Raw genomic sequence first — 15,111 nt, forward strand, 5'->3', positions numbered from 1 at the left:
CGTCGTCCTCGACAGCGACTCGATGACATCCTCCGCGCCGTAAACGGCGCGGTTTCCTCCGTGGGAGTCTCAGCCGGTCTACGATTCCCCGGAGGCAACATTCCCGCCACGGTGGACGGTATTCGGGTCTGTGCGCTGTTCTTTGGGACGGAGAGAGCATGGTGACTCCGACCAGTCGTGGTCGTCCCACTCGAACCGCACGGGCTGTGCCATCGGCCTGACTGCCTGTCCTGTCTGCCGCTCCAAGAACGTCTCCGACGCCGTGAGGTCGGCGTGGCCCTCGAACCCACATGGACAGATGAGCGTGTCCTGATGCCGCGTTGTTCGGTCCGTGGACCCACACTGCGGGCATTCTTGACTGGTCCATGCCTCCGACCGCACTTCCACCGAGATACCGTACTCCTCGGCGGTACAGGCCAATCGCTCGATAAACTGCTTGAACGACCAGAAGTTATGGGTCTTGGCGTTGGTTTCGACCGACCAGTGTGTCTCCAGCACGTCGGTCAACCCCCCGATATACACGGTATCGACGCCTTCGGCGTACAGTCGCTCCAGCAGGTCACGACACAACGCCTCTTGGGCGTGGTCACGGCGACGGGTTCGTTTCCGATACCGTCGCCGGATACGCTCGCTACTGTATCGTCCATCGTCGAGTTTCGACTGTAATTCAGCAATGTGGCGTGTGGTGTCGCGGAACCGCTGGAACAACTCGCGGCCCTCGTACAGATATTGGTGGCCGGCCGTCGTGGTACAGGCGACGAGATTGTTCGCACCGATGTCCAGAGCGGCCTTCTCTGAGGCCAGTGGAGTGTCCCGTGCATCGTCAGAAACAGTCACGGGTTGCGAAGCCCTGAACGTGCTCTCAGTCTCGTCGTACCACAGGTCCAACCGGCCCTGTTTCTCGTAGTCGGGCCAGTTCGGGTCGCCAGCGATTTCCAGCCTGAGGCGCCCGGTGTGGTCGTATCTGTCTTTCAACTCACTCCCGACCAGTATCTCGAGCCGGGAACGGTCGCCCCATTCGACGGTGTACGAGGTGTTGCGAATGACGGTCTTGAGTTGCCGCCCGTCGTCCTCATTCCCACGGAATCCCGGCGGTTCAGGGTGTTCTGTGACCAACGTGTTCGAGTCGTCGTGGTACTGCTCTTTGAGCCGGAAGAACCCACGCCACGCTTCTGAGTTCTTCCGAATCACCTGTTGGGCGGTAGACGCACCGAGAACGCCTTTGTACCTGCCTTCGAGGTAGCCTGTATCGGCGTCCCATACGTCGCCTTCGTACCCATCCTCGTCGTTGTACCGCATGAGGCGTTCGTAGTTGGTTTCGTTCCAGAGAGCGGCGGAAGCGTCCAACAGGTCTCGGAGCAGGTGCTCCCCACCTTCGGAGAGCGGACGCACGGTGAACACGTTGGTACGCTTCATTCCCAGTTTAGTATTCGAACTGACCCGTATTGAAGGCCAGCCATTCGCAGTGAAAGTGAATCTGATACCGACTGGTGGAGACTCAGGCCTGGCAGTCTGGTGGTGGTTTGCCACCGGAGCCGACGCGATTCACGCCCGCCCTGTTCGCTCCTCGGTTCCGACAGTGAGTGTCGGAACACTCGTCACTTACGGGAAGGGCGGGACTCTCTCGCTGTCAAAGGTAGCGCCAACAATTATCATGTATGGCGTGGCCAGGAAACTGCGATGGCCGACTACACGAAGACCAACTATCACGACGTCGACGATCAGAACGGGATGCACTTCCTGCGTGACGAGCTGAACTGCGAGCACATGGGCGTGACCGTCGTAGAGTGTGCGCCCGGCTGGGAGGGCAAAGAACACGACCACGAGGAGGAAGGCCACGAAGAAGTATACCTGCTGATGGAAGGCGAAGCGACGGTCACCGTCGACGACGAGTCGGTCGACATGGCCGAAGGTGACGCGATCCGCATTCCGCCGGAGGCGACGCACCAGATCCACAACGGCGACACCGAGAGTCGGTTCGTGCTGATGGGAGCACCGTAGGAGCGCCCGCCGTCGCAGACGGACTCCTGCAGTCAGTGTCAGTGCACCCGCGACGCTTCGTTCCAACCGCGAACGTGGGCCAGCAGCTCGTCTCAGGGCCGCTGGAACTCGATGCCGTCGGCCGTCGCGACCGCGAGGGTCACGCCTCGAGCCAGACGGCCACCCGTTCTGATGTGGCGTTCGGGGAGCAACGGCATCGCTACTGGACGGTAGGCGTTTTCCCGCATTGCAGCGATACCGGCGTAGCGGCCGACCTCCCGATCCCGATCGAAGACGTGGATACGCTTGTCCGCGCCGCGGCCGTATCGGTGGGGGAACGCGTCCGGTTCGGGGCCAGGGCAGGTCAGTTCGTTGGCCGCGAGGACGGCCAGGACCGAGCCGTCGGCCTCGAGCACCAGTCGTGGCTCGTCGGTCCCCGTCCTGTCGCGGTCGCCATTGGCTGTGGCCGTCGTCGACGAATCCTCTCGCCACTGTGGCTCCGCGTCGGTTCGGACGCAGGCATACCGCCCGTCGGTCAGCGCGATCCGATCCGGGATCGGGTAGAACTGACGGCAGCCATCGACACGGCCACGGAGCAAGAACGGGTCGCCGAGGATTGCGTGTGCGGCCTCGAGTCCCCACTCGTCGACGACGAGCACCGGTGCCCGACTGGCGTGGGCGGCATCCGCGACGCTGCTGGCGAGGATCAACGGCGTGATGTCTCGGAGACGCTCGACCGACAGCGGCGCGTTGGGGCCGTCTGCTGGGTGGTCGCCACCAGTCGCCACGACCGCCCTATCGGTCTCGAGCGGATCTGGACAGCGGTAGCCCCGGTCACGGAGTGCCCCAACGACGGCCGCGAGTCGCGAGCGTTCGTGCGATGTCATCGATACTCCTACGACGCCGAGCGAAAAGAGCGTCTCGCCACCACAGGACACACCCGTTTGGCACCAGCGCCATACCGTCTGCCTCCGTCTCCCATCTATGGATCGACAGGAACTCCGACGGGCATGGGACGCCGTCGCCGACGATTACGCCAGAACCCGCCGCGCTGACGGCGAGGACGCCGCCTTGCTCGATGAGCTACTCGAGACGCTCCCCGAAGCCGCGACCGTCCTTGACGTCGGCTGTGGCGATGGAATGCGAACGCTTGCAAACCTCGCGGGCGTCGATCGGATCGGGCTCGATCTCTCGAGTCGCCAACTCGAGTTGGCAGCCGGAAACGTCCCCGAAGCCCGCCTGATCCAGGGTGAGATGACGAGGCTCCCGCTGGCCGCGAACTCCGTCGACGCGATCACGGCGTATCACGCCGTCTTCCACGTCCCTCGAAACGAGCACCCGGCCGTCTACGACGAGTTCGCTCGCGTCCTCCAGCCGGGCGGGCGACTCCTCGCGACAGTCGGCTCGAGTCCCTACGAGACGATCCAGCACGATTGGCTCGGGAGCGGCCAGTTGATGTTCTTTAGCACCTCCGGCCGGCGTCGGACTCGGAGCGGGCTCGAGGCGGCAGGCTTTGCGATCGTCTGGGAGCGGGTCGTCGACGATCCGCTGGGGAGTTCAGTGCCGTTCGTGCTGGCCGAGTATCAGGGATGACGGACCGGGGGCACTGTTGAACCCCTTGAAGAAGATAGGTTTCAGGAGTCGTGCTGAATACAGGGCGCGTATCGTTCACTGACTGGTCCCTTTGCAGCCGATGCAGATTCGTCAGCAATTGCCGCTATACAACTGGACCGAATAGACAAACGAGGAGGTCCCGCGCATGCCCGACCCAATACCATCGGATAAGGGAACAGAGCTGGAAACAGTCATATCCACTGATGGCACCAAAATCGCCTACGAACGGATGGGGAGCGGATCACCGCTGGTACTCGTCCACGGGGCGACCGTTGATCGCCGGATCTGGGAACGTTCCGGAGTCAGCCCCGCTCTTGCGGAACACTGCACGGTCTACGCGATGGATCGTCGTGGTCACGGCGAGAGCGACGACGACACCACGTTCGAGCTGGACCCGGAGATCGAGGACGTGGTCACGGTCGTCGAGTCGATCGACGAGCCGGTAACCCTGCTCGGCCATTCCGCCGGCGCCACCCGTTCGCTCGAGGCGGCCTCGCGAACCGACAATCTCCGTGCCCTCTGCCTGTACGAACCCGCCATTCCGGTCGGCGAAGACGCGTTCGACTTCGAAGAAGAAGTCGATGAAATGATGAGGCTACTGGACGCCGGAGAGAACGAGCAGGCGTACCGGCTGTTTCTGGATGAAATCGCCCAGTTCACGCCGGACGAACTCGAGGCGTTTCACTCCGCACCGCTCTGGGAAGAGTACGCGAACACGTTCCACGAGACGCTGCTCCCCCGATTGGAGGCGGCTGCCGATTACGACGCCGATCTCTCGCGGTTCGAAGAGCTGACCACGCCAACGTTGCTCAGAGCGGGTGGCTCAAGGAGGTGACGGAGGCGGTCGACGATGTGCTTCCGAACAGCCGGATCGTTACTTTCGATGGGGACGGTCACGCGATGTTGCTCACCGCACCGGACCGTTTCACCGACGAGGTGGTCGAATTCATTCGTGAAACGGAGTAACTGATCGGCGATCGATCACGCCATCGATCTCGATAGCGAATCGATCTGCGTACAGTCCGTGAACCGCCTCAGGGGTCAAGCTCCGAGGCACTCGCCTTGCTTATCTGTAGACGACCTGCTGGTGTGGAGTAAGCGAGTCGAGACTCCGTTGCTTGATCCGGGCGCGGGCGTCTTCGGCCGCATCGAGGCGGATGTCGTCGGTGATCCGCTCGCGATTCTCACGATCGGCTTTCCGGCCGTGGAGCGAAGCATGCCGATCGCGAGCCGGGCGTCGCCGGCCGCCGCGTCGGCGATCCGATACAGTTGCTCGTCGGTGACGACGCCTTCCTCGAGGCCCCGCTTCGCGCGAGCGCCGAAAATGTCGTAGAGGTCCTCGTCGGAGTAGTTGTCCATCCGGACGTGTTCGCTCGAGCGGAGGCGACTCACCAGCCGATCGTCGACGCAATCGAACAGTCCTCCTCCTCCTCGTCCGAGGTGCAGATGATCGCGAACTGCGGGAGGCTGCGGAGGTCGTAGATGACGCTCGGGTCCTCGAGTTGGTCGGCCTCGTCGAGGTTGACCACCGTCCGCGGGCCGTCCGCAATCGCTACGTCTGATCGGGATCCCACTCGCCCACTTCTACGACCAGTCCCGCCCGACGAAGCCCGTCGGCGAGCGGATCGCCGATAGCTGCCGCCGGGGTGAGGATGCCGCCCTCGAGCGGCGAGTCGATCTCTTCGTACACGAGACACATCGCGGCCTCGCCGAGCATCTTCGCGGTCGCGCCGTAACCCGGATCCCGGTCGGCGCTGATTCGACTCTCGACGACGAACGGCCCGTCGGCGGCGGTTCCGCGACCGAGCACGCGAACCGTAAAGTACCCGTTCTCGATCTCTTCCCTCGTCGGTCCCTCGCCCGGATCGGGAAACGCGAACCGACGGAGGGCTTCCCGCGTCGGGCCGAAAGTCAGTGCCGCAGTCGCCATCCCGAGGCCGGCTGTGACGGCGCTTGCACCCGCCATGCCGACGGGACCCGATCCGATGGGGACGACCTCCGTACACTCGAACTCGCGACCCCACGGATACTCGAGCAGGGCGTTACTCCGTCGAATCACCCGCTCGTTCACGACCGCCATCGGCGACGGGGCCGTCCACTCGCCTCGCAGCGGGTCTTTCCGCGGGAAAGACTGTGCGCCAGGGTCGACGCCGTCGCGCTCGCCCGGCGGCGCCAGCGAATACGGGTTCCGAAGCGTTTGCCGGGCGACCGGATCGGTGGACGCGGCCCGGAACACTTCGAGGGCGCTCGACATCGTTCCGCCGCTTACCCCGCCGCGACCGTCCTCGAGGTAGATCCGAACCAGATCACAGGGCGTCCCGAACTCGTCGATGGCGAACGACTGTACGAGCTTCGTTCCGAGGTCGGCCGGGATCGAATCGAATCCGCAACTGTGGACGATACGAGCGCCCGCATCGACCGCGTCGTCGTGGTACCGGTCGATCATCTCCCGAATCCAGTTTACCTCCCCGGTGAGATCGCAGTAGTCCGTACCGGCCGAGAGACACGCCTCGACGAGCGGCGTGCCGTACTTGGTGTACGGGCCGACGGTCGTACAGACGACGCGGGTTTCTTCGGCGATGGCGTCCAGGCTCTCCCGGTCCGTCGCGTCGCCGACGACGATCGGGAGCTCCTCCCATCCGGATCGCTGCTCCACGAGCGCCGCTTCCAGTTCGCGAAGCCGCGTCTCGTCGCGACCGCCGAGGGCGAGCGAGAGGTCGTCCGACGTGTACTGTTCGGTGAGGTACTCGGCGACGAGACGGCCGGCGACGCCGGTTGCACCCCAGACGACGAGGTCGTACGTCCGGTCGGTGTTCGACACGAGTATCAGTCGCTTCGTGGCCTATCGCCCTCAACCGTTCGGTGGTCTCCGCGATGAGGTCACCCACTTCGCGGAGCGGAGCCGTCAGCTGGTATGGCAGTGCGGTTTTGTATTCGCCGTACGAAAACCATCCATGCCAATAGTTACCGTTCGCGATCGAGAACTCGAGTGTGAACGAGGTGCAGTGCTCCGGGACGTTCTCCTCCGAGCGGACGAGTCACCGCACAACGGCCGGGCGGACGCCCTCAACTGTCGCGGGCTGGGGACGTGCGGAACCTGCGCCGTTGCGGTGTCCGGCGAGGTGAGCGATCCCGGACCTCGAGAACGACTTCGACTAGCGATTCCGCCACACGTTGCCGATTCCGGGCTCCGGCTCGCCTGCCAGCTCCGAGTCGAAGACGACCTGTTCGTCGAGAAGTACCCCGGATTCTGGGGCCAGTACACCGATCGAAAGGGGGAGGACACGGAGGAACCGTGAGCGAGGAGATCGAACTCACCGTGATCGACGACAGCGAACGATCGACGATCACGGTCGAACGCGGAACGACGCTTCGGGACGCCCTCCGTGATCGAGGGTTCTCGGTCTACGGAACCGTTTCCTCGCAGCTCAACTGCGGGGGACGGGGACTGTGTTCGACCTGTACCGTCGAGGTCGACCCGGCACCCGAGCCGGCCCACTGGCACGATGCTGCCGCCGTCCGATTCGGCTACCCGCGGCTGTCCTGCTGTATCGAGGTCGACCGACCGATGACGGTCAGGCTGCTGGAAAAGCACGTCTGGGGGCAGGTCCTCCCCCGGCGATTATCCTCCGAGTGAAATCTCGAGGACGGTGTCCTGCTCCAGCCTAACCCGGAGTAACCGGTCGGCTCACAGTTCCGCGAATCCCTCTTCCCCGGTCGGTGCCGCCTCCCGCGGATTGATCGTCCGTCCACCCGATGTGATGGTATGTCGAACGCAACCGATTGCGCCTACGAACTCGGGTTTCGAACGGTCGACACCGAGTACGCCGACCGGCAGCTGCCGGTCGAGGGGACCGTTCCGCCGTGGCTCTCCGGGTCGTTGATCCGGAACGGACCGGGGCGGTTCGAGTTCGGCGGCGAGCGCGCGACCCACTGGTTCGACGGCCTGGCGATGCTCCGCCGCTACGGGTTCGACGACGGCACCGTTTCGTATACGAACCGGTTCCTGCGGACCGACGCGTACGCGGCCGCCGACTCCGGCCACGGCGCCACGGAGTTCGCAACCGGCGGCGATTCGTTCCGCCGGACCCTGCGGTGGCTCCGGTCGCTCGGGCCGCCCGAACCGACGGACAACGCGAACGTCCACGTGGCCCAACTCGGCGAGCACTTCGTCGCGCTCACCGAGGCACCGCGGCGGATCGCGTTCGACCCAGTAACGCTCGAGACCCGCGGCGAGTTTCGCTGGCGCGACGAGGTTCCGGAGCATCTGGCGACAGCCCACCTCCAGGTCGATCTCAATCGCGAGGAAACGATCGGCTACAGTACGGAGTTCGGGCGCTCTCCGAAGTATCACTTCTACCGGATTCCTCCCGGGCGTGCCGGTCGAATCCACGTCGCTACCGTACCGGCCGCTGGCCCCGGGTACGTCCACGACTGTTCGATCACCGACTCGCATATCGTCGTCGTGGAGACGCCGCTCCGGATCGCGATGGCGAAGGCACTGGCCCCGTGGAACGAAGGATTCCTCGATCTCCTCGAGTACGACGAAGGGGCCGCAAGCAGGTTCATCGTCGTCGATCGGGACGCCGAAACGCTCGTCGAGACGCTGGAAACGCCGCCGTTCTTCACGTTCCACCACGTCAACGCCTACGAGGACGACGACGAGCTAGTCCTCGATCTCGTCGCGTTCGACGACGACGAGATCGTCCGGGCGCTCACCTTCGACGCCCTCTCGGAGGACGCCTTCGCCGCGGCTCCCGACGGTCAGTTCGTTCGATTCCGACTCCATCCCGACGAGGGACGCGTCCGACGCTTCGAGCGGTACGACGGCGGGATGGAGCTCCCGACGGTTCCGAAACCGGTTCGGGGCCGACGGTATCGGTACGCGTATGCACAGGCGACCGACAGGAAGGGCGCGAACGGACTGGTCAAACTCGACGTCGAACGGGGAACCGCGACGGAATGGTGGGAACGGGGCGTCTACGTCGAAGAGCCGCGGATGGTTCAGCGCCCGGGCGGGACCGCGGCGGACGACGGCGTCGTGATCGCGACGGCGCTGGACACCCGACGGGAGCGATCGATGCTGCTCGTGTTCGATGCGGAAACGTTAGTCGAGAGAGCGCGTGCACCCCTGCCACACGCCGTTCCGTTCGGCTTCCACGGTCGATTCTTTCCGGAGGTGTGATACAGGTCCGGTCGAACGAGGACGCTCTCTTTCTCGAGCGATCCGAATCGACGACGGCTTATCGGGAGCGGTGTCTGGAACTTCGTCGGGGGCGGCGTGCTCGATATCTTCATCAATCTTACAGTACCCAAACACTACGAGCACGGCACCTACCTGACAGTCGCTCACGGCCACGCGGCGGCGTTCGGCGCGTTCGGGCTGCTCGCGCTCGGACTCGGCACCTACGTCATGCGGGTCGTTACCCCCGAGGCCGCGTGGAAGCCCGGCTGGTTTCGCGGCGCGTTCTAGCTGACGAACGTTGGACTGGCAGTGATGACCCTCGCGTCGTCGCTGCCGCTCGGCTTCCTCTATAGTAGCCACTGAACGTCACTCCACACCCGATCGCACGACGGGAGCGCGGTTCGGAGCGAGCGCGGTTCGGAATGAACGAAGTGAGTGAGAACCGCGGAACGCGAACGGGGAGCGAACGCGACCCGTGAGCGAACGAAGTGAGTGAGAACCGTGGACCGCAAACGGGGAGGAACGACCCGTGAGCAAACGAAGTGAGTGAGAACCGCGGAACGCGAACGGGGAGCGAACGCGACGACGCTGCACTGGACGCTCGTCCTCGGCGGGTTCTTCCCGCTGACGATCGTCGGGTACGCCCTCCAGTTTTTCCCCGTCACCGGTGGGCAGTTTCCCGGCGCGAGCGAACGGGGTGTCGCGGCGACGATCGCCCTGCTGGCCGTCGGGGTGCTGCTCCAGGGGTTCGGTATCGTCGGTCAGATCGAGTTCGTCCGATCGATGGGTATCGGACTCTCGCTCGCCGGCGGGGTCGGCTACCTGTATCTCGTCGGCGGCCGGTTCGCGACCTGAGCCGACGGCGACCGTCGCGGTTGGGCGTGACCGAAACTCGAGGGAATCGCTTCGACCCGGGAGCGAGATCGGTCAGCGGTCGAGTTCGAAGTCCTGCTCCGAGACGTCCCGACCGCAGAAGATACACCCCCTTCCGAGCAGCTGTTCCTGAACCGGCGCGTCGACGACGGTCTGCTCGCTGCAGTGCGAACATTCGAACTCGTACCGGGATCTATCGGAGCCCATCTTTCCGGACGAACCTATGGTAACGAGACGCATATTTTCGAAACCACAGTACGATGGGGAACGTCCCCAGAGCCCGTTTCAGGGGACTGGCGCAGTCCCGTCCCGGACGCCGCCGACGGTCGCTGTCCGCGGCGGTCGCTACTCGAGCGACACGCCGCCGTCGCCCGGTGGACCCGACAGCGGGCCTCTGATCGACTCGTCGAGCCCCGCGGCGTCCGCGCCGCAGCCGCCACAGCCACGACCCGCGTCGCCGAATACGTCCTCGTTCCACTCCGTCACCTCCGGTGTGTCCGGCACCGACTCCGGCCCCAGCTCCAGGGTCTCGAGGTCGTCCTCGACGAGAACGGCCAGCAGATCGGCCAGCGCGGCGTAGAAACCGTCATCGCGTGCAATCACCTCGTCGGCGAACCGCCAGAGCCACCGACCGAGGTGGTCCTCGAGGAACGAGCGACGGGCGTCGACGACGATCGCAACCCCCCTCCTCGTCGCCACGACGGCGCAGCCGCGCTTCCCGGAGACAGCAGTGGCCGAGAAACGCCGTCAGGTAGCAGACGGGATCGCCGCAGTACGGCATCGCCCCGCCGAGATCAAGGTCGAAGGCGTCACAATCCCGGTCAAGACATCAACTGAGCGGCGTCTGAACACGGCCCATCCGCTGTATTCAGTACGCGGTTTCTGGCAAGTGTCTATCAGAGCAGCTGGCTTCGACGGAGTCGATGGAGACCAGCTGCTCACTCGTTTACGTATCGTGATCGCTCGTGGCCGGCAGCGTAACCGAGAACGTCGATCCCTCGCCGGGCTCGGAGTCGACCCAGATCTCGCCGCCGTGGCGTTCGACGATTCGCTCGCAGAGCGCGAGCCCGATGCCGGTGCCGTCGTACTCCTCGCGGCTGTGGAGCCGATTGAACACCTCGAAGATGCGGTCTTGCTCGTCGGGCTCGATACCGATCCCTTCGTCACGGACCGAGAGGACCCACGCCGGCCCGTCGTTCTCCGCGGCGGTGCCGCTTCGTTCCGAGGCGCGTAGCGCCTCGCGCCGCTCGGCCGACACGTGAATCCGCGGGGGCTCCTCGCCGCTGTACGTGATGGCGTTCTCGAGCAGGTTCTGAAACACCTGGTGAAGCTGGTTGGCGTCTCCTTCGACACGCGGGAGATCCTCGGCAGTAATCGTCGCGTCGCTCGTCTCGATTTTGAGTTGCAGATCCTCACGGACGTCTGCGAGGACGTCCTCGAGATCGACCGACTCGAAGGGGTCGCCACGCGTCTCGACGCGAGAGTATTCGAGAAGCGACGCGACCATCTCGCGCATCCGGTCGGCGCCGTCGACGGCGAACCCGAGGAACTCCTGGCCGTCCTTGTCGAGTTCGTCTTCGTACCGGTGTTCGAGGAGCTGGAGGTAGCTCGAGACCATCCGCAGCGGCTCCTGGAGGTCGTGAGAGGCGGCGTGGGCGAAGTGCTCGAGGCGCTCGTTGGACTTCTCGAGTTGGCGCTCGTACCGCCGACGGTCGGTAACGTCCTGGACGACGAGCATCCCGGCGATGATCTCGTCGGCCGCGTTCCTGACGGGGAGAGTGTAGGCGTGCAGGTAGCGATCGTGGAACTCGACCTGGAAGGTGTTCGACTCGCCGTCCAGTGCGGACTGGAAGTACGGTTCGATCTCGTCGACGAGGTCGTGGGGGTAGAGTTCGTAGACGCTGTTTCCGATCCGCTCTTCCGGTGTGACCCCGACTTCCTCGAGAAGTTGTCCGCCGACGGCGGTGTACTCTAGGTCGTCGTCGAACAGTCCCACGGCGCCCTTGGGGAAGTTCTCGACGAGGGTCCGGTAACGGCGCTCGCTCTCCGCGAGCGCCCGTTCGCGCTCCTTGCGGTCGCTGATATCGCGGACGACGCCGACCCGGTGCCAGTCGCCGTCGTCGTCGGGGACCGGCGCGAACGTCGCCTCGATCGGGCGCGGGTCGCCGCTGGCGGTCCGGATCTCGGTCTCTATCGACGGCTGCTCGAGGCGGCCCACGACCGTCTCCTCGTGTAACCCCTCGACCTCCTCGATCACGTCCTCGTCGACGATCATCGACGCGTCCGCGCCGACGAGTTCGTCCCGATCGTAGCCGAGCATTTCCGTGTACCGCTCGTTGACCATCCTGAAGGTTCCGTCCTCGCCGACCACGTAGACCCCGTCGTTGACCGACTCGACGATCGCCTCGAACCGCTTGAGGTGGCGTTCGTACTCGTGGCGCTCGGTGACGTCCTGGGACATTCCCATAGCGGCGAACACCGCGCCGTCCTCGTCCCGGACCGGAACGAAGTGAAACTGGTAGACGCTGCCGTCGATCGTTTCCTCGAACGAGGTGGTCTCGCCGTCGAGTGCGGCTTCGTAGCGTGAGACGATTAGATCCGCCAGTTCCTCCGGCAGCGCGTCACGAACCGGGGACCCTTCGATATCCTCGCTCGTTAGGTCCGGGATCGCCGCGGCTGTGCCGCCGAAGGTGACGTAGCGGAGGTCCTCGTCGACCAGCGCGACCGCACCGTTAGGGACGTTCTCGACGAGCGTCCTGTATCGGCGTTCGGACTTCTCGAGCGCCCGTTCGCGCTTCTTGTGGTCGGTGACGTCCCGAAAGTACACCGAGACGCCGGTCTCCGAGGGATAGACGGTCGCCTCCACCCAGAATTCGAGCGGCTCGTAGTAGAGTTCGTAGCTCTGGGTCTCCTTCGTCTCCATCGCCGTGTGGAACGCGTCCCAGACGTCGTCGATCTCGGCGGCCTCGGGGTACAGCTCCCAGAGTTTCTCACCGAGCAGTTCGTCCGCTGGCGCCTGAAGCAACTCCTCGGCGCGCTCGTTGACGTGCGTGAATCGCCACTGATCGTCGAGCGCGTAGAAAGCGTCGGTGACGCGTCCGAGAATCTCCTCGAGTTCGCTCTTCAGGTCTCGCTGTTCGGTGACGTCCTGAAACGCGAACACGGCCCGCTCCAGATCGCCGTCATCGGTCCACTGCGGCGCGCCGTTGACGGAGATCCAGACGTGTTCGCCGGACGGCCGACGCAGACCGACGACCTGGTCGTAGATGGCCTCCCCCTGCGAGACCACGCGATCGAAGGGGGCCTCCCCGGCCCCGAGTGACTCGCCGTCCTCGCCGACGAGGTCCCAGCGAGGATCGTCGTGGGCGTACTCGTCGATCTCCTCGCGGGAGCGTCCGAGGATCTCCTCGGCGCGCTCGTTCGCGAACGTCAGTTCGCCGTCCGTATTGACGACCGTGATCCCGACGGGGCTCGTCTCCACGATTCCCTCGACGAGGTCGTACTCCGTTTGGTGTCCGTTCTCCGATCGACGACGATCGGTGATCTCTTCGAGCACGAAGACGGCGCCGTCGAGTTCTTCGTTCTCGGTCCACTGGGGCGCGCCGTCGACCGACAGCCAGACGCGCTCGCCGGAGGGACGACGAACGCCGACGGTCTGGTCGGAGACCGTCTCCGCGCGATCGAGTACGTGGCTAAACGGAAGCGCGGCCGCCTCGAGTCGATCGCCCTCCTCGTCGACGGGGTTCCAGCGAGATGGTTCCCGAAAGAACTCGCCGAGTCCGTCGCCGGAGCACCCGAAGATGGCTTCGGTGCGCTCGTTCACGAACGTCAGTTCGCCGCCGGCGTCGACGACCGCGATTCCGTCATCGACGGCGTCCACCAGCGCCCGATACCGCTGGAGCGTTTTTGGATCCCCCGCGGCGTCCCAGAACGCCCGGTCGGTTTCCCCCGCTCGCCTGTTCATATTGTTGAAAAGAACCACGGATTGAATAAGCTGACGGACGATTTGCGGCAGATGTCCGCATCGAGAGCGAAACTAAAAATTGGAACAAGATATCAGAATTTTTATAGTAAGGCGGGCGAACGGTCCGGACGAGGCACCACTGGCCCTCGTCTCGAGTCGATTTCGCTACAAAAAACGGTTCGGGTTGTGGTATCCGAAGAGATGACAGTAGTTGTTCAGTAAACGGGGAGAAGACCCACGGCCGTCGGGGCTCAGGTCTCGAGCAGCGGTTCCGCGTCGGCGATAACGAGGCCGTCGACAAACTGTTTGACAATCGCCTCTTCAGCGCGGTGAAGCGTCTCGCTACACGTCGATTTCGCGATGCCGAGGTGGTCCGCGAGTTCGGTCAACGAACACCGCCGCGGCGTGTCGTAGTACCCCTGTTCGACGGCGGCGACGACGAGTTCCTGCTGGCGCTGAGAGAGGAGTTGATTGTCGTGTAACTGTTCCTGCAGGGACTCGATGCGGTACTGGAGCCCGAACTGCGAGAGTTGTTCGGCGAACTGTGAGAGGTGTTTTCGAGAGCCCGTCGCCTCGATCGTCGCCTCTCCGTCCTGGATTTCGACCGGGAGTTCGATCGGCATCCCCGAATCGCGCGAGGAAAAGAGCAGGAGTGGCATCGTCGTCTCGAAGTGGACCGTCGCCTCGTCCTCGCTCCGCTGAACGAGCGACAGGTCGACGATCTGCGAATGCTCGTCCATCTCCTCGAGAATAGTCACGGTGTCCGAACCGGTTATGCGAACCAGTGCGAATCCGGAATCGGTGCCGGGTACGGCGGCGATAACCTGAAACGTCGCCTCCGGATGGGCGGTAGAAAGCTGCTGGATCCACACGTTCTCGGGAAGCGTGACTGCGAGCGTTGCCTGCGCCATACGAACACGTTCGTCCGGAGCACATTAATTAACCAGTCTAAAAGCCCCCGGGTGGGAATCAGCGAAAGTGTTTCAGTGGTCAGGGATTGCTCGAGTCCTCTCGACGGCTCGGCCGGTTGTGTCGGATCCGCTCGAAATCCTCCTCTTCAGGCGTAGTTTCGCCTGAAAAAGCGGTTACGTAGGAGTACGAACCGACCGCTGCACCTGTTATCAGCTACTGATGATGGTGGCGGAGTCGTACTGAATACACAGCGTGGGGCTTGTTTAGACGCATGAGATCAGTGGTGTTAGAGCCTCACAGCTTGCTCGATGTTTCTGACGGCGGCCTTTAGGACGAGTTCTCTGAACTGGCCAAACCACGTTCTGGCTCGCAACGTCTCGCCGAACCGATGTTTCAGGGCGAAGAAAATCGCTTCAACGATTGACCGGCGGTGATACACGTTCTCGTCATGGCGAGCGTTGTGCGCTTTGTCAAGTCCGTAGAACTCACGATGTTTGATTACCGGGCGGATGCCAGCGTCTTTGAGTTCGTGCCGCAGCGCGTCCCAGTCGTAGCTTTTGTCGGCGGTGATCGTGGTCAGCTG

At 64.0% G+C, this 15,111-nt stretch carries 15 protein-coding genes and 2 pseudogenes; 8 read left to right on the top strand and 9 right to left on the bottom strand.

The window, feature by feature from the left end; all coding sequences use genetic code 11:
- Positions 1 to 78 precede the first annotated feature (78 nt).
- Complete coding sequence (locus CV102_RS22990) at positions 79 to 1,416, bottom strand: RNA-guided endonuclease InsQ/TnpB family protein (RefSeq protein WP_148860354.1); 1,338 nt, start codon at positions 1,414 to 1,416, stop codon at positions 79 to 81.
- 264 nt (positions 1,417 to 1,680) lie between these two features.
- Here CV102_RS22990 and CV102_RS22995 point away from each other — a divergent pair, with 264 nt between their 5' ends.
- The gene (locus tag CV102_RS22995; RefSeq protein ID WP_148860355.1) at positions 1,681 to 2,001 is read left to right on the top strand and encodes a cupin domain-containing protein; all 321 of its coding nucleotides are present in this window, start codon (positions 1,681 to 1,683) and stop codon (positions 1,999 to 2,001) included.
- A 92-nt stretch (positions 2,002 to 2,093) separates the two neighbouring features.
- On the opposite strand, the gene CV102_RS23000 is transcribed toward CV102_RS22995, so the two are convergent.
- Positions 2,094 to 2,867 carry a hypothetical protein gene (locus CV102_RS23000; RefSeq protein WP_148860356.1) on the bottom strand — a complete coding sequence of 258 codons (774 nt, stop codon included), beginning with the start codon at positions 2,865 to 2,867 and terminating at the stop codon, positions 2,094 to 2,096.
- Positions 2,868 to 2,964: 97 nt separating this feature from the next.
- Here CV102_RS23000 and CV102_RS23005 point away from each other — a divergent pair, with 97 nt between their 5' ends.
- Both CV102_RS23005 and CV102_RS23010 read left to right on the top strand, forming a co-directional pair.
- A complete protein-coding gene (locus CV102_RS23005) occupies positions 2,965 to 3,573 on the top strand; it encodes a class I SAM-dependent methyltransferase (RefSeq protein ID WP_148860357.1) in 609 nt (202 codons plus the stop codon).
- A 250-nt stretch (positions 3,574 to 3,823) separates the two neighbouring features.
- Positions 3,824 to 4,429, top strand: a complete 606-nt coding sequence (locus tag CV102_RS23010; protein WP_233710801.1) for an alpha/beta fold hydrolase — start codon at positions 3,824 to 3,826, stop codon at positions 4,427 to 4,429.
- 237 nt (positions 4,430 to 4,666) lie between these two features.
- Here the strand turns inward: CV102_RS23010 and CV102_RS26455 are convergent.
- Positions 4,667 to 5,138: pseudogene (locus CV102_RS26455) on the bottom strand (AAA family ATPase); the annotation flags it as partial.
- 8 nt (positions 5,139 to 5,146) lie between these two features.
- Positions 5,147 to 6,415, bottom strand: coding sequence for a saccharopine dehydrogenase family protein (locus CV102_RS23025; protein ID WP_148860359.1), 1,269 nt, complete (start codon positions 6,413 to 6,415; stop codon positions 5,147 to 5,149).
- A gap of 133 nt (positions 6,416 to 6,548) precedes the next feature.
- Between CV102_RS23025 and CV102_RS23030 the strand changes: the two genes are divergently transcribed.
- From CV102_RS23030 to CV102_RS23050, 5 genes and pseudogenes are all read left to right on the top strand, one after another.
- A complete protein-coding gene (locus tag CV102_RS23030) occupies positions 6,549 to 6,893 on the top strand; it encodes a 2Fe-2S iron-sulfur cluster-binding protein (RefSeq protein WP_148860360.1) in 345 nt (114 codons plus the stop codon).
- Positions 6,890 to 7,231, top strand: coding sequence for a 2Fe-2S iron-sulfur cluster-binding protein (locus CV102_RS23035; protein WP_148860361.1), 342 nt, complete (start codon positions 6,890 to 6,892; stop codon positions 7,229 to 7,231). The genes CV102_RS23030 and CV102_RS23035 overlap by 4 nt, the downstream gene beginning before the upstream one ends.
- A gap of 129 nt (positions 7,232 to 7,360) precedes the next feature.
- On the top strand, positions 7,361 to 8,779 hold the full coding sequence (locus tag CV102_RS23040; RefSeq protein WP_148860362.1) for a carotenoid oxygenase family protein: 1,419 nt from the start codon (positions 7,361 to 7,363) through the stop codon (positions 8,777 to 8,779).
- A 57-nt stretch (positions 8,780 to 8,836) separates the two neighbouring features.
- Positions 8,837 to 9,127, top strand: a pseudogene (locus tag CV102_RS23045) (cbb3-type cytochrome c oxidase subunit I); the annotation flags it as partial.
- Between the two features lie 198 nt (positions 9,128 to 9,325).
- Entirely contained in the window at positions 9,326 to 9,634 is a 309-nt protein-coding gene (locus tag CV102_RS23050) for a hypothetical protein (RefSeq protein ID WP_148860363.1), read from the top strand.
- A 72-nt stretch (positions 9,635 to 9,706) separates the two neighbouring features.
- Here the strand turns inward: CV102_RS23050 and CV102_RS23055 are convergent, their stop codons facing one another.
- The 5 genes from CV102_RS23055 to CV102_RS23075 form a co-directional block, all read right to left on the bottom strand.
- Positions 9,707 to 9,859 carry a DUF7560 family zinc ribbon protein gene (locus CV102_RS23055; protein WP_233710797.1) on the bottom strand — a complete coding sequence of 51 codons (153 nt, stop codon included), beginning with the start codon at positions 9,857 to 9,859 and terminating at the stop codon, positions 9,707 to 9,709.
- Positions 9,860 to 9,997: 138 nt separating this feature from the next.
- Complete coding sequence (locus CV102_RS23060; protein WP_233710798.1) at positions 9,998 to 10,351, bottom strand: hypothetical protein; 354 nt, start codon at positions 10,349 to 10,351, stop codon at positions 9,998 to 10,000.
- Between the two features lie 247 nt (positions 10,352 to 10,598).
- Entirely contained in the window at positions 10,599 to 13,616 is a 3,018-nt protein-coding gene (locus CV102_RS23065; RefSeq protein ID WP_148860365.1) for a PAS domain-containing sensor histidine kinase, read from the bottom strand.
- Between the two features lie 251 nt (positions 13,617 to 13,867).
- Positions 13,868 to 14,527 carry a helix-turn-helix domain-containing protein gene (locus tag CV102_RS23070; protein ID WP_148860366.1) on the bottom strand — a complete coding sequence of 220 codons (660 nt, stop codon included), beginning with the start codon at positions 14,525 to 14,527 and terminating at the stop codon, positions 13,868 to 13,870.
- A 287-nt stretch (positions 14,528 to 14,814) separates the two neighbouring features.
- On the bottom strand, positions 14,815 to 15,111 hold a 297-nt coding region (locus CV102_RS23075; RefSeq protein WP_148860367.1), incomplete at its 5' end, for a transposase.

It is taken from the genome of Natronococcus pandeyae, assembly GCF_008122205.1.
Taxonomy (GTDB): Archaea; Halobacteriota; Halobacteria; order Halobacteriales; family Natrialbaceae; genus Natronococcus; species Natronococcus pandeyae.

What these genes read in the sequence shown, in the direction of transcription:
- CV102_RS23005 (WP_148860357.1), top strand. Translation starts at nt 2,965, where the DNA reads ATGGATCGACAGGAACTCCGACGGGCATGGGACGCCGTCGCCGACGAT.
- CV102_RS23030 (WP_148860360.1), top strand. Translation starts at nt 6,549, where the DNA reads ATGCCAATAGTTACCGTTCGCGATCGAGAACTCGAGTGTGAACGAGGT.
- CV102_RS22995 (WP_148860355.1), top strand. Translation starts at nt 1,681, where the DNA reads ATGGCCGACTACACGAAGACCAACTATCACGACGTCGACGATCAGAAC.
- CV102_RS22990 (WP_148860354.1), bottom strand. Translation starts at nt 1,416, where the DNA reads ATGAAGCGTACCAACGTGTTCACCGTGCGTCCGCTCTCCGAAGGTGGG.
- CV102_RS23065 (WP_148860365.1), bottom strand. Translation starts at nt 13,616, where the DNA reads ATGAACAGGCGAGCGGGGGAAACCGACCGGGCGTTCTGGGACGCCGCG.
- CV102_RS23055 (WP_233710797.1), bottom strand. Translation starts at nt 9,859, where the DNA reads ATGGGCTCCGATAGATCCCGGTACGAGTTCGAATGTTCGCACTGCAGC.
- CV102_RS23070 (WP_148860366.1), bottom strand. Translation starts at nt 14,527, where the DNA reads ATGGCGCAGGCAACGCTCGCAGTCACGCTTCCCGAGAACGTGTGGATC.
- CV102_RS23010 (WP_233710801.1), top strand. Translation starts at nt 3,824, where the DNA reads ATGGGGAGCGGATCACCGCTGGTACTCGTCCACGGGGCGACCGTTGAT.
- CV102_RS23040 (WP_148860362.1), top strand. Translation starts at nt 7,361, where the DNA reads ATGTCGAACGCAACCGATTGCGCCTACGAACTCGGGTTTCGAACGGTC.
- CV102_RS23000 (WP_148860356.1), bottom strand. Translation starts at nt 2,867, where the DNA reads ATGACATCGCACGAACGCTCGCGACTCGCGGCCGTCGTTGGGGCACTC.